Consider the following 12513-nt stretch of genomic DNA (forward strand, 5'->3'; position numbering starts at 1 on the left):
AGTACCCCCACCGGCGCGACTCCCCAGGTTCCACTGCGGTGAACGGCACGACGCGTCCCCGGGAGGACGGCTGTGAGCGGAGGGATGCACGGCGCCGACGTCGAGGCGTTGCGCCTGCTGGCCGGACGGATCGATGAGGGCGGCAGGTCGCTCGACGGCGTGGTGACGGTCGTCGAGGCGGTGATCCCGGATCCGGGCGGCTGGAACGGACCCGATGCCGAGGACTTCCGTGCGGTCTGGGGCGGGGAGCACGCGGTGCGGCTGCGCGATGTGGCGACGGCGCTGGCCGAGGCCGCGGGCAGGATCCGCGAGAACGCGGACGCTCAGGAGGAGACGTCCGACGGTGACCCGGCCGGGCACGTCGCGGTGACGAGCGGCGCGGGCACGAGCCGTGTCGACGGCGGCGGAGACGCGCCGGGAGAGCCGGTGGGTGCCGGGGCGACGGCGTCGCCCGGTGGAGGCACCGCCGAGGTCGAGATCCGCCCGGCGGCGTTCGCCGTCGTTCCTGACGACGCGGGGGACGAATCCGGTGCCGATGTCGGCCGCGGGGCCGCCGGCGGTGGTGACGGGCGCGCCGGGAGCGACGACGGCGCCGACGAGTACCCGCCACCCGAGGTGGACCGCACCGTGGAGGCGGAGCCGCCGTCGGCCCGTACCCCCTTCGCGGGCGTCGACGGCCTGGAGCCGAACACCGCCTACGAGGTCGACGGCCGGGGAACCTTCTACACGGACGGGTCGGGTCGGGTCACGCACGTCGAGGCCGAGTACGGGCGAACCGGCGACCTCAACTGGGACCTGATGGAGCCGCAGCCCGACGTGACGTACGTGGTGGGCGACGAGCACGTCTTCGTCACCGACGACGCGGCCCGGACGGTCGCGGTCCACGTGGAGGACCTCCAGCTCGGCGAGGCCGATCGCTCGGAGAGCGTGCAGCAGCGCATCGGCGACCTCGGCGGTGACGGGTACGACGGCGGCCACCTGGTCGGCAACGCCTTCGGCGGCGGTCCGGAGGACCTCAATCTCGTGCCGATGCTCGAGGAGGTGAACCGCGGGGCCGGCGACACGTACTACGCCCTGGAGACGCGCCTGCGCGAGGAACTGAACGCCGACCCACCGTCGGACGTCGAACTGCACGTCTTCCCCGAGTACGACGGCGACAGCCCGGTTCCCCGCACCATCACCGTCGAGTACGCGATCGACGGGGAGGCCGAGAGGAAGGAGTTCGACAACGGCTGACACGATGGGGAGTGGACGGGACGAAGGCCGAGGAGCGAGGTGCTCGAAGGGAGCGTCAGCATGGACCCTGACTCGATGGACCCTGACTCGACGCACGAGGAGCCGACCGGACAGGTTCCGATGGTCCGCCAGGGAGAACTCGTCGGGGAGATCGCCCTGGCGGTGAGCCGCAGCGCGGCGGCCGGCGGCGACTGGGAGTCGGCGACGCTGCGGGTCCGCCGGCTGGCCCCCTACGGGGAGACGACGATGGCGGTGGCGAGACCGTCCGGCGAGGATCGTTCCGTCCTGCCCGACCGTTCGGTCGGGCGGCTCGTCAGGGACCTCCGCGACGTGATGTACCGGCCGGGCGCCGGGACCTGGCTGTCGATGGAACTGACGGTGCGGAGGGATGACGGGCACGGGAAGGTGGACGTCGCGTTCAACTACGACGACCGTCCCGCCTGGAGCGACGCCCCGAAGCCGCACCTCTACGCCAAGGACCTGCACAAGTACCCGCGCACCCTGGACCACACGCCCCGCTGGCTCCGCGAGGAGCTGGCGGCGGCCCGGCACTGACGGCACCGCCCGCGGACACCGCCGACCCGGGTACGCCCGTCGTCGGTCGGCCCCCGCGCGCGGATGTTCCAATGGGGCCGTGAGCTTCGAGCAGATGTGGCGTGACCTGGAGCCCCTCGGACTGTCCGCCCGGACCGGCGGATACTTCCGGCAGCCGTTCCTGACCGCGGAACGCGAGGCGGCGGCCTGGTTCGAGGAGGCGGCGCGGGCCCGCGGACTCCGCGTCGAGTCCGATGGGTTCGGCAACACCGTCGCCTGGTGGCATCCCGTGGACGACGACGGTGGACGGTTTGGCGCGACCGACCCGGGGGCCCTCTCCCGGCGGGGGAACGCCGTTCTCACCGGGTCGCACCTGGACTCCGTGCTGGACGGCGGCGCGTTCGACGGCCCGCTGGGCGTCGTCTCGGCGCTCGCCGCCATCGACGTGCTGCGCGACCGAGGAATCACGCCCCGCGTCCCGCTCGGCGTCGGCGTGTTCGTCGAGGAGGAAGGGTCCCGGTTCGGGCTCGCCTGCCTCGGATCCCGCCTCGCCACCGGACAGATCTCCTGGGCCGACGCCCGCGAGCTGCGCGACCGCGACGGCATCGCGCTCGGCGACGTGATCGCGGGGGACGACGGCGCGGGAAGGCACGATGCGGAGCCCGGGTCACCCGCGGGTACAGCCCCGGCGAGCGACCGGGACATCGGCGACAGGACGGCCGGCGGCCTGCTCGACGGGGTGTCCTGCTTCGTCGAGCTGCACTGCGAACAGGGCCGCGACCTGGTGCTGCGCGACGACGCGCCGGTCGGCCTCGCGAGCGCCATCTGGCCGCACGGCCGCTACCGGTTCGACTTCTGCGGCCACGCCGACCACGCCGGCGCCACCCGCATGGCCGACCGCCATGACCCGATGCTGACCTACGCGGCCACCTCGCTCGCCGCCGACGCCGCGGCCCGCGACCGGGACGGCGTCGGCGACGCGATCCGCCGCGCGACGTTCGGCCGCCTGGACGTGCGGCCGGGCGGCACGAACGCGATCCCCTCGCGGGTCAGCGCGTGGCTGGACGCCCGGGCATCGACGGACGAGGAGCTCGCGGACCTTCTCTCCGAGGTGGAACGCGCGGCCCGCGACCGGGCGGCGGCCGACGGGACCACACTCGACGTGACCGCGGAGTCCGTGTCGGGTGAGGTGATCTTCGACCGCGGCCTCACGAGCAGGCTGGCGGCGGCGCTCGGGGCGACGTCGGACCGCGACGTCGCGGAACGGGGCGCGGCCGAACGGGACGCCGTCGGCCGAGGGGCGGCGGACCGGCGTCGGCCACGTGCCCTGACCACCGGCGCCCTGGCTACCAGCGGCAACGCCGGCATTCCGATCATCCCGACCGGTGCCGGCCACGACGCCGGGATCCTCCAGCAGGCCGGTATCCCGACCGCGATGCTGTTCGTGCGGAACGAGACGGGCGTGTCCCACTCGCCCGAGGAGTCGATCACCACGGCCGACGCGCTCGCGGGAGTGGATGCCCTGGCGGACGTCCTCGCAGAGCTGATCACCAACCCGCCGGCGGCGCCACACCTCGGGGAGGCGGCACGATGAGCATCCTCCTGACCAACATCGGCGAGCTGATCACGAACGATCCGGCTCACGGCGCCCCGGATCTCGCCCCGGCCGGCGGCCCGGCCGCCGAGGACACGTCCTCGGCGGAGTCTCGGTCGCGAAACAGCGCGGGAGCCGCGAGAGGTACTGCCTCGGCAAGCGGCGTCGGGAACCTGCTCGGGATCGTCCGCGACGCGGCCGTCGTCGTCGGCGATGACGGCCGCGTCGCGTGGACCGGGCCCGCGGCGGCCGCCCCGGCGGCGGACGAGGCCCGCGACCTCGACGGGCGCGCGGTGATCCCGGGGTTCGTCGACTCGCACGCGCACCTGGTCTTCGCCGGGGACCGGGCCGCCGAGTTCGAGGCGCGGATGACCGGACGGCCCTACACCGCCGGCGGGATCCGGACCACCGTGGCCGCCACGCGCGCGGCGTCGGACGACGAGTTGCGCGCCAACGCCCGCCGGCTCGTCGCCGAGATGCGACGGCAGGGCACCACCACCGTCGAGATCAAGTCCGGCTACGGGCTGGACATCGGCGGGGAGGCGCGGGCGCTGCGGATCGCGCGCGAGCTCACGCCCGAGACGACGTTCCTCGGGGCGCACGTCGTCCCGCCCGGCACCGATCCGGCGGCGTACATCGACCTGGTGACCGGCGACATGCTCGAGGCCTGCGCGCCGCACGCCCGCTGGGTCGACGTGTTCTGCGAGCGCGGCGCCTTCGACGGCGACGCCGCCCGGACGATCCTGCGCGCCGGGGCCGCCGCCGGGCTCGCCCCCCGGATCCACGCGAACCAGCTCGGCCACGGACCGGGGATCGAGGTGGCGTGCGAGGTGGGGGCCGCTTCGGCCGATCACTGCACCTTCACGTCGGACGACGACCTGCGAAACCTCGCGGACTCCGGCGTCGTGGCGACCCTGCTGCCGTCGATCGAGTTCTCGACACGGCAGCCCTATCCCGACGCCCGCAGGTTTCTCGATGCGGGCGTCACCGTCGCGATCGCGACCGACTGCAATCCGGGGTCGGGGTTCTCGTCGTCGATGCCGTTCGCCCTGGCTCTGGCCGTGCGGGAGATGCGGATGTCACCGGCGGAGGCACTGCGGGCGGCGACGGCGGGGGGTGCGGCGGCGCTGCGGCGCACCGACATCGGATGGCTGGGGGTGGGAGCTCGTGCCGACCTCGCCGTGCTCGACGCGCCGTCGTACCTGCATCTGCCGTACCGCCCGGGGGTCCCGCTGGTCAGCGGGACGATGCTCGGGGGTCTGTGGGGCCTAGAGGTCGGCGCCACCTACTCGCGCGACCTCTGAGTCAGGTGGGGCGCACCACCAGGCCCAGGGCCTCCGCGAGCGTCGTCGCCTGGTCCGGGGTGATGATCGCGCCCTCGAGCGTGGTCGTGCGTGGGTCGATCGCGGACAGGTCGCTACCCAGGAGCGTCGCGCCGGACAGGTCGGCGAGTTCCAGGTCCGCGCCGGACAGGTCGCAGCCGGTCAGCACCGCTCCGCGAGCCTTGAGCTCACGGAGGTTCGCCTCGCGGAACCGGACACCATCGAACTGTGCGGAGGCGATCTCGGCGCGCGACAGATCGACGAACGACCAGTTCCCGCGCTCGGCCTTGACCAGGTCCAGCTTGGAGTTGCGGAACATGGAGCCCATCAGCTTGCAGCGCTCGAACGTCACGTCGAAGAAGTTGCAGCGGTCGAAGACGCACGCGGTGAACGCGCATTCGGTGAACGACGCCGCGTTGAACTTCACGCCCCGGAAGGTGCACTCCTCGAAGGTCGCGCCGACGCCGGTCGCCTCCGTGAGATCGACGTCCACGAAGGTGGTGCCCCGCCATTCGGCACCCGACAGGTCGCGCGCGTACCAGTCCTCGTCGGTGACCCGCCCGCCGGCTTCCGCTTCGCTCATGCCGGCCACCGTAGTGGGGCTGTCGGACATCGCCCTGCGGGGCCGTACGGCTCCTCGTGCCGCCCGGTGCGCCGCGCACCACCGGTCGCTTCCGCGGGAGCGGGCCGGGGGGACAGGACCAGTGGTGCGCCCCCGCTCGGTGGACGCCTCCGCTCACAGGAGCAGCGGGCGGACCTCCTGCCCCAGGAAGGTGACGAGCGCCTCCGGGTCCGGCTCCGATTCGAGCGGCTGGACGTTGACGGTGTCGGCGCCGAGGTCGGCGAACCTGCGCAGGCCGTCCGCGATCTCCTCGGCGGAGTCGCCCCAGACGCAGTACTCCTCGGGCGCGTCGGAGGGCAGGTCCCAGCTGGGCAGCCAGGCCCGGACGCGGTCTGGGGCGTCGGGGCCGGTGGCCGTCGCCACGGAGACCACCACCTTGAACGGGTCGGTGCGCCCGGCGTCGTCGTACGCCTTGCGGACCGTGTCGATGGCGGTCCGCAGCTTGGTCAGGCCGTTGCCGCCGTCGAGCGCGACGCCGTCGGCGACCTCGCCGACCAGGCGCAGCGTCTTGGGTCCGGTGGCCGCGCTGATCACCGGTGGTGCGGTGACGGGCGGCCAGTCGAGGGCGACGTCGTCCAGGGAGACGTAGCGTCCCGAGACGGTGAGGCGCTCCCCGGCGAGCAGGCCGCGCAGCGCGGTGGCGTACTCGCGCAGCAGGGTGAGCGGCGACGCGGCGCGAGCGCCGACCTGCTCCATCCAGCTCTGCACCCCGTGCCCGATGCCGGGTTCCAGCCGGCCTGGGAACATTCCCTCGAGCGTGGCGATCTCCATGGCGGTGAGCGCGACATTGCGCAGCGGCACCGGGAGCACGCCGAGCTGCACGCGGAGGTTGGCCGTACTCGCGAGGATCGCGCCCGCGGCGGCGATTCCCGTCTCCTTGAAGCAGTCCTCCCAGAGACAGATCTCCGCGAGGCCGGCGTCGTCGGCGGCACGGGCGATCGGCAGGTACTGGTGCGGGGGAAAGGTCGGTAGCAGAGCGCAGCCCAGTGTCGTCATGATGCGAGCGTACTCAGGAGATTCCTCCGGAGGCCGCTCTCGATGCGGAGCACAAGACGGTCAAATCCGGCTAGGCTCCCGGCCATGATCGCCGACCTGATCACCTCCGTGGCCGCCCTGCTGTGGCCGCTGCTCGTCCTCGCCGCGCTGCTGCTGCTCTGGCGTCCGCTCGCGGCGCTGCTGCGGAAGTCGGACCTCGAGCTGGAGCTCGGCGGGCAGCGGATCAGCATCACCCAGCTCAACGACCAGCAGAACCGGATGATCGTGGATCTGCAGAACCAGGTCGTGGCGTTGCGGGAGCGGGTCGAGGCGTTGTCAGGCGGCGGGGTGCCTGGTTGGCCGGCGTCCGGTGTGGACGGGCCCGGCGCCGGGCTCCCCGGGAGTCCGCCGTCCGACGTCGGCGGGCGCGAGCCGACGCCCGGAGCGCCGCCATCGGACGACGGCGGGAACGGCGCGCCCGGCATGCCGCCGTCCGGCATCGACGGGCGCGACGCCGGGGTACCCGGCCGGCCGCCGTCGGACGCGCACGACCATCGCCCCGGGGTTCCGGGTCTTCCGCCATCGGCGGCGGACGACGGCGACGGGCGCCCCGGGCAAGGGACGCGGGCGACCTCCCGCGAGGTTCTCTGGGTCGACGATCATCCCGAGAACAACGCCATCCTGATCGACGGCCTGCAGCGGGACGGTGCCGTGGTGACGCTGGCGCGCTCCACACGGGAAGCGATGGAGCGGCTGAGGTACGGCAGCTACGGCGCGATCATCTCGGACATGGGTCGCCGCGAGGACGGGACCGAGGTTCCCACCGCGGGCCTGACGCTCCTGCGAAAGGTGCGGGAGGTCGATCCGGCGGTACCGTTCGTCATCTACGGGAGTCCTGAGACGATGCGAGCCCATGGCGCCACTGCCCGCGCAGCGGGTGCTACCGACATGACGTCGTCCCAGATGACGGTTCGTGAGGTGCTGGGCGAAGCCGGGGTACTCGAGCGCTGACGGTGCCGGAGTACTCGGCCGTCGGCCGGGTGCCGGTCAACGCTGTCAGTCCGGTCACGGCCCTCTTCGATGCGTTCGATGCGGCCCGTGGTCCGCTCGGCCCCGACGAGGCGGCGCTTCGATGGTCCGCCTCGTCCGGACCGTGGCATCAGTCCTTGCGGACCCGCTTCGACACGAGAGAGATCAGGGCGGCCACACCGACCGCCAGACCGACGATGACGATCGCGATCACGCCGACCGCGATCAGTCCGGTGCTGTCGAGCGCAAACATCTCAAGCCTCCTTTGGCTGGAACGCCGGAATGCTAGCACCTCGTCGACAAGGCCTACGAGGGTCCTCAGGCCTGTTACCAGGCGGTAAGTCGTGAAATTCACCCGTGGGAGCGGGGCCATGTCCGGGCGATCGTTCGCCGGGATCTCCGGGTCCCCGGTGAGCGCTCTCGCGGACCCACGTGCCCGCCCGCGGCCGTCGTCGAACACCGACGAGAGGTCGGGCGAGGAGGCGGTGCCGTTGCGCGACCTCCTAAGCTCAGGACATGTCCGTCTTCCGCGAGCTGCGCGCGCTGCTCGCCCGCTCCGGGTTCCGGAAGTTGTTCGCGGTGCGGCTGGTCTCGCAGGCCGGCGACGGCATGTTCCAGGTCGGGCTCGCGAACCTGCTGTTCTTCTCGCCGGAGTCACAGGGCAGCGCGCCCGCGATCGCTGGGGCGTTCGCGATCATGCTCGCGCCGTTCACGATCGTCGGCCCGTTCGCCGGAGTCTTCCTCGACCGGTGGCAACGCAGGCAGGTGCTCGTGGTCGGCAACGCCGTCCGTGTGGTGATCACGGCGGCCATGGCCGTCCTCATGGTGGCCGACGGCGTCTCCCTGTGGATCTATGTCCTCGGGCTCGCGGCGCTGAGCGTGAACAGGTTCCTGCTCGCCGGGCTGTCCGCCGGGCTGCCGCTCGTCGTCGAGGACAAGAAGCTGCTCCTCACCGCCAATGCCCTGACGCCGACCCTGGGAGCGGGCGCCGCCTTCCTCGGCGGGCTGGGCGCGTTCGTCGTGGGGCAGGTCGCACCACCGGGCCGGGTGCAGGACGCGACCGCGCTGACGTGTGCCGCGCTCGTGATGGGGTGCGCCTCGCTGCTCGGGCTCCGGCTCCGGCGGGGTGAGCTGGGGCCGGTGGTGCCGGCGTCGGGCCGGGTGAGGAGCGAGGTGGTCGTGGTCGCGCGCGGTCTGGTCGACGGGGCGCGTTATCTCGCCGGCCGGCGCACGCCCGGCCAGGCGCTGCTCGCCATGGCGACGCACCGGCTCTGCTACGGCGTGGTGTTCATCGCGTCGATCCTGATGGCGCGGAACCTGTTGTCGGACCCGAGCGACCCGGCGTCCGGACTCGCTGTGTTCGCCCAGGTCGTCGGGGCTACCGGGGTGGGCGGCGGCGTCGCGATCGTGGTGACGGCGTGGCTCGGACGGCGGATGGCGCCGCAGAGCTGGATCGCGACGATGCTGCTGGTGGCGGCCGCGTCGCAGGTGCTGCTGGTGCCCGCCGAACCCGGGCTCGTCCTGATGCTGTCGGCCGCCGCCCTGCTGGGGATGGCGGCTCAGGGGGCGAAGATCGCCGTCGACACGATCGTGCAGCGCGATTCCGGCGACGAGTTCCGCGGCCGGGCCTTCGCGTTCTTCGATGTGCTGTACAACGCGGCGTTCGTCGGGGCCGCGGCGCTGGCGGCCGCGGTGGTGCCGGACATGGGGTGGTCGCCGGGGCTGTTCGGGGTGCTGGCCGGGGTGTACCTGGTAGCCGGGGTGCTCGTGGGGTTGCGGGGGGCGCGGGAGCCGCGTGAGGTGGCGGCGCGGGTTTGAGCCTGGCGAGCAGCTGGGCATCGGGTCGTGGCGAGGCGGCAGGCGGCTGCCTGGCCGGCGTCGACACCGGCGGCCAGGTCGGCGTCGGCGCGCAGGCGGCCTGAGCCGTGGTCGGTCCGTCCTTGAACGATCGGTCGTTTGAACGACCGATCGTTCAGGATCGGACCGACCGCAGCCACGGTCGATCACGGTGGGACCGACCAGCGGTACGACGTCGGACGCCTACAGGTTGCGGTCCGCATACACCGTCAGCGCGTCACGGACGAACGTCGCGCCCTCGGTGCCGCCGTAGTTCGCCGCGAAGCGGTCGTCGGCGACGTACATCTCCGCGAGGCCCACCAGGTACTCCTTGGTGGGCGCCTTCGTGCCGTGACCCGGAGTCCCGGGGATCCCGGAGAGCCAGTCGGCGTGCTGGGCGGCGATGGCCTGCGCCTCGTCGCCCGCGGGGTCGATACCCGCCGACGCGCCGTCGATCCACCTCTGGGTGAGAGCGGACGCCTTCGCCTTCCACTCCTTCTGCCCCTCGGGCCCCAGGCCGCGCCACCAGGCGTCGCCCTGGGCGTACGCGTCCTTGCCCCATCGTCGTTCGACCTCCTCCTTGTGCTGGGTGTGGTCGAACCCGTCGAACATGTCCTCGGCCATGATGCTCTCTCCTTTCTCCAGTGCGTCGATGGTCCGGTCCAGGCTGGCGAGCCGGCGCTCGACCAGATCCCGCTCCGCCCGCAACTGCTCGCGATGCGCGGCCAGCGCGCGAGCGACGTCGGGCTCGCAACGGAGCGCATCGCCGATGTCGGCGAGCCCCATGCCCAGGTCGCGGAGCAGCAGGATGCGCTGCAGCCGGACCAGGGCGTCCTGGTCGTACCGCCTCGCGCCGCCGGGTGCACGGCCCGCCGGCTCGAGCAGTCCGACCTGCTCGTAGTGCCGCAGGGTGCGGCTGGTGGTGCCCGCGATCCGGGCGATCTCCTGGATGGACCAGCTCATGGGTGCGACTGTAGGGGTTGACGTTGCGTCAAGTTCAAGTCGGCAGTTCGGGATGTTGGACGACGACGGTCGCGTGTTGCCTCACACCGGGGTGAAGCGCGGCGAGGATGCCGCGCGGCAACTCGGGAACGAGGCTGGTTGTGCGGGTGGGGCGACGTGGGAGCGCCCTCGTCCGCTGTAAGGAACCTCATGCCTCGCGCCGTCGGCGGCACCGGCTCGCGCGATCTAACCTCGGGAGGTGAACCTCCTCCTCGAGATCGGCGGCTGGGCGGGAACGGTGCTCGTCGTCTGGTCGCTGATGCAAGCGCGCGTGCTGCGTTTTCGCTGGCTGAACCTGACCGGGTCGGCGCTGGCGACGTTGTACAACGGGATCGTCGGGATCTGGCCGTTCTTCGCGATGAACGGCGTGATCGTCATCATCAACGTCTACTGGCTGATCAGACTGAACCGCGAGCGGCATTCCGCCGCGGCGTACGCCGTCGTCGAGGTTGCGCCGGACGACGCTTATCTCCTTCATGTGCTGCGGGTACACGCCGAGGACATCGCCGAGCATGCTCCGCGGTTCCGCGCCTCGCCGGGGCCGGATGAACGACGCCATGCCTTCCTCGTGCAGCGCGGCGACGAGACCGTGGCCCGAGTTTGGTCATTCGGGTTAGTGCGTGACGTCGTCGCGGTTCAGTGCGTCGAGGATGGTCTGCTGTGGGGTGGGGATCGCGGGCGGGAACGTGGCGGTGGTGCCGTTGATGGTGATCGTTGCCGAGCGCAGGGGGCGTAGCTGGCGCACGATGTTGCGGATCGCCAGGCCGGTGCGGTCCTGGGCCGCGCGGGCGACGGCCAGGGCGGTGAACACGATGGTCAGGTGCGCCTCGATCGCGTCGCGGGTGCGGGCGAACATCGGCCGGGCGGCCAGATCGGTCTTGCTCATCCGGAAGGACTGCTCCACGTGCCACAGGTCGTGGTAACAGGTCATCACCTCTGCCGGCGGCATCACCGTGGCCGGGATGTTGGTGACGTAGCCCTTCAGCCCGGCCAGCGCTCGGGCTCGGGCCAGTGCCTTCTCGTCCAGGGTGCGTGCGTCCCCGCTGGTCTTGACGAACCTCGTGGCCTTCGCGGTCCGGGATCCGTCGATCACGTCCCGGGCGCGGTTCTCCTGCAGGGTCAAGGTCGCGTTGTCGCGCACGAACCGTTTGCGGGAGAAGGACCACACCGCCCGCCAGGACCGCGTGTGCGTGGCCGGGTCCCAGACCGGTTCGCTGCGCAGCATCGGGTCGTTCTCGAGGTTCTGCCCGGTCTTCGGGGTGATGGTGTCGATGACCTGGGCGTCGGTGAACGCGTCCCCGTGCCAGCGGAAGTGGGACTCCAGGTCGATCGGTGCCTTGGTCATCCTTGAGCCGACGATGAACCCGAGCTCGGCGCGGTCCAGCTCGGCCAGGTTGCCCGCCGACAGCATGCCCGCGTCGGCGACCACCACGATCCCCTCGATACCGTGGCGAGCCTGGAACTGCTCGATGATCGGCACAATCGTCAGGCGCTCTGCCTTGTTCCCCTCGAAACAGCCGATCTCCAGCGGGAACCCGTACCGGTCCACCAGCAGGCCCACGACGATCTGCGGGTCGACTCGTCGTTCCTTGGAGTAGCCGACCTTCCGCAGCCCGTCCTCTTTCTCGGCCTCGAAGTAGAGCGTGGTGACGTCGTACAAACACAACGACACATCACCGCTGGCCTGCGCGTGATCGAAGCACAACCCGGCGATCTGGTCGCGGTAGCCGTTGCCGACGCAGCGGGCCAGGGTGCGGCGCATCGTCTTCTCGCTCGCCGGGCTGTGGCCCAGGTCCTTCAGAACCCGCCCCACGTCCAGGATCGAGGTCGGCTCCACGATCCGCGCGATCACCAGGTCCCGGAACGTCTCGTCCCCGATCCCGTCGAACCCCAGGTCGGCGAACACGCCTACCAGAGCGTCGAACAAGACACGCGAAGCGGTCGACTCCACCCGCGCGGGACCGACCCGCGGCGCCTGAGACGGGACCGGCTGGCCGCCGAGCAAGGCCGGCTCGCCAGGAGCCGGGACCAGTCCCACCGCGCGCGTCGTGGGCTCCAGACCCAAGTCAAGGACACCCTGCCGGCCGTCGGCAAGCAGGCCGCGGGCCCGTTCCAGCAGGAGGCCGAGCTCGGCCTCGGAGTGCGCCGACCCGAGGTGCTCCACGATCCGCTGACGACGCCCGCCGACGTACTCCGCGATCTGCACAGCCGTCGCCCCGGACGCGGTCCGGACCCGTCGAATGAACGCCACCCACCGAGCGTAGGCCAGCCCGTTAGTGCGTGAAACCGCGCACTAAGACCACCATCACCACAGGTCACAGCACTGCGCCAGCACGGATCAAGCCGAGATGACCAAACTCAGG

At 71.9% G+C, this 12513-nt stretch carries 11 protein-coding genes; 6 read left to right on the forward strand and 5 right to left on the reverse strand.

Going from position 1 to position 12513, the window contains the following annotated elements; all coding sequences use genetic code 11:
• Window positions 1-72 precede the first annotated feature (72 nt).
• The 4 genes from IIE03_RS26775 to hutI all read left to right on the forward strand — a co-directional run bounded on the left by IIE03_RS26775 (window position 73) and on the right by hutI (window position 4668).
• Window positions 73-1236, forward strand: a complete 1164-nt coding sequence (locus tag IIE03_RS26775) for a DNA/RNA non-specific endonuclease (RefSeq protein WP_192863627.1) — start codon at window positions 73-75, stop codon at window positions 1234-1236.
• Window positions 1237-1296: 60 nt separating this feature from the next.
• The gene (locus tag IIE03_RS15340) at window positions 1297-1791 is read left to right on the forward strand and encodes a hypothetical protein (RefSeq protein ID WP_192863628.1); all 495 of its coding nucleotides are present in this window, start codon (window positions 1297-1299) and stop codon (window positions 1789-1791) included.
• A gap of 79 nt (window positions 1792-1870) precedes the next feature.
• Window positions 1871-3364: an allantoate amidohydrolase gene (locus IIE03_RS15345; protein WP_318843010.1), complete on the forward strand. Its 1494-nt coding sequence runs from the start codon at window positions 1871-1873 to the stop codon at window positions 3362-3364.
• Complete coding sequence (gene hutI / locus IIE03_RS15350) at window positions 3361-4668, forward strand: imidazolonepropionase (protein ID WP_192863629.1); 1308 nt, start codon at window positions 3361-3363, stop codon at window positions 4666-4668. The genes IIE03_RS15345 and hutI overlap by 4 nt, the downstream gene beginning before the upstream one ends.
• 1 nt (window position 4669) lies before the next feature.
• On the opposite strand, the gene IIE03_RS15355 is transcribed toward hutI, so the two are convergent.
• Together IIE03_RS15355 and IIE03_RS15360 are read right to left on the reverse strand one after the other, a co-directional pair.
• The gene (locus IIE03_RS15355; RefSeq protein WP_192863630.1) at window positions 4670-5269 is read right to left on the reverse strand and encodes a pentapeptide repeat-containing protein; all 600 of its coding nucleotides are present in this window, start codon (window positions 5267-5269) and stop codon (window positions 4670-4672) included.
• A 153-nt stretch (window positions 5270-5422) separates the two neighbouring features.
• Entirely contained in the window at window positions 5423-6304 is an 882-nt protein-coding gene (locus tag IIE03_RS15360) for an LLM class flavin-dependent oxidoreductase (protein ID WP_192863631.1), read from the reverse strand.
• Between the two features lie 84 nt (window positions 6305-6388).
• Between IIE03_RS15360 and IIE03_RS15365 the strand changes: the two genes are divergently transcribed.
• Window positions 6389-7294: a response regulator gene (locus IIE03_RS15365; protein ID WP_225997824.1), complete on the forward strand. Its 906-nt coding sequence runs from the start codon at window positions 6389-6391 to the stop codon at window positions 7292-7294.
• 148 nt (window positions 7295-7442) lie between these two features.
• Here the strand turns inward: IIE03_RS15365 and IIE03_RS26395 are convergent, their stop codons facing one another.
• Window positions 7443-7565: a hypothetical protein gene (locus IIE03_RS26395; protein WP_264158598.1), complete on the reverse strand. Its 123-nt coding sequence runs from the start codon at window positions 7563-7565 to the stop codon at window positions 7443-7445.
• 263 nt (window positions 7566-7828) lie between these two features.
• Here IIE03_RS26395 and IIE03_RS15370 point away from each other — a divergent pair, with 263 nt between their 5' ends.
• The gene (locus IIE03_RS15370; RefSeq protein WP_192863632.1) at window positions 7829-9130 is read left to right on the forward strand and encodes an MFS transporter; all 1302 of its coding nucleotides are present in this window, start codon (window positions 7829-7831) and stop codon (window positions 9128-9130) included.
• 222 nt (window positions 9131-9352) lie between these two features.
• Here IIE03_RS15370 and IIE03_RS15375 read toward each other — a convergent pair whose 3' ends face one another.
• Both IIE03_RS15375 and IIE03_RS15380 read right to left on the reverse strand, forming a co-directional pair.
• Window positions 9353-10111, reverse strand: a complete 759-nt coding sequence (locus IIE03_RS15375) for a MerR family transcriptional regulator (protein WP_192863633.1) — start codon at window positions 10109-10111, stop codon at window positions 9353-9355.
• Between the two features lie 652 nt (window positions 10112-10763).
• The gene (locus tag IIE03_RS15380) at window positions 10764-12401 is read right to left on the reverse strand and encodes an IS1634 family transposase (RefSeq protein ID WP_192861465.1); all 1638 of its coding nucleotides are present in this window, start codon (window positions 12399-12401) and stop codon (window positions 10764-10766) included.
• Between the last annotated feature and the right edge of the window lie 112 nt (window positions 12402-12513).

Source organism: Myceligenerans pegani, from assembly GCF_014892515.1.
GTDB classification, from domain to species: domain Bacteria; phylum Actinomycetota; class Actinomycetes; order Actinomycetales; family Cellulomonadaceae; genus Myceligenerans; species Myceligenerans pegani.

Excerpts from the sequence above, each read along its gene's own strand:
- IIE03_RS15360 (WP_192863631.1), bottom strand. The coding sequence starts at position 6,304 with ATGACGACACTGGGCTGCGCTCTGCTACCGACCTTTCCCCCGCACCAG.
- IIE03_RS26395 (WP_264158598.1), bottom strand. The coding sequence starts at position 7,565 with ATGTTTGCGCTCGACAGCACCGGACTGATCGCGGTCGGCGTGATCGCG.
- hutI (WP_192863629.1), top strand. The coding sequence starts at position 3,361 with ATGAGCATCCTCCTGACCAACATCGGCGAGCTGATCACGAACGATCCG.
- IIE03_RS15340 (WP_192863628.1), top strand. The coding sequence starts at position 1,297 with ATGGACCCTGACTCGATGGACCCTGACTCGACGCACGAGGAGCCGACC.
- IIE03_RS15365 (WP_225997824.1), top strand. The coding sequence starts at position 6,389 with ATGATCGCCGACCTGATCACCTCCGTGGCCGCCCTGCTGTGGCCGCTG.
- IIE03_RS15375 (WP_192863633.1), bottom strand. The coding sequence starts at position 10,111 with ATGAGCTGGTCCATCCAGGAGATCGCCCGGATCGCGGGCACCACCAGC.
- IIE03_RS15355 (WP_192863630.1), bottom strand. The coding sequence starts at position 5,269 with ATGAGCGAAGCGGAAGCCGGCGGGCGGGTCACCGACGAGGACTGGTAC.
- IIE03_RS15370 (WP_192863632.1), top strand. The coding sequence starts at position 7,829 with ATGTCCGTCTTCCGCGAGCTGCGCGCGCTGCTCGCCCGCTCCGGGTTC.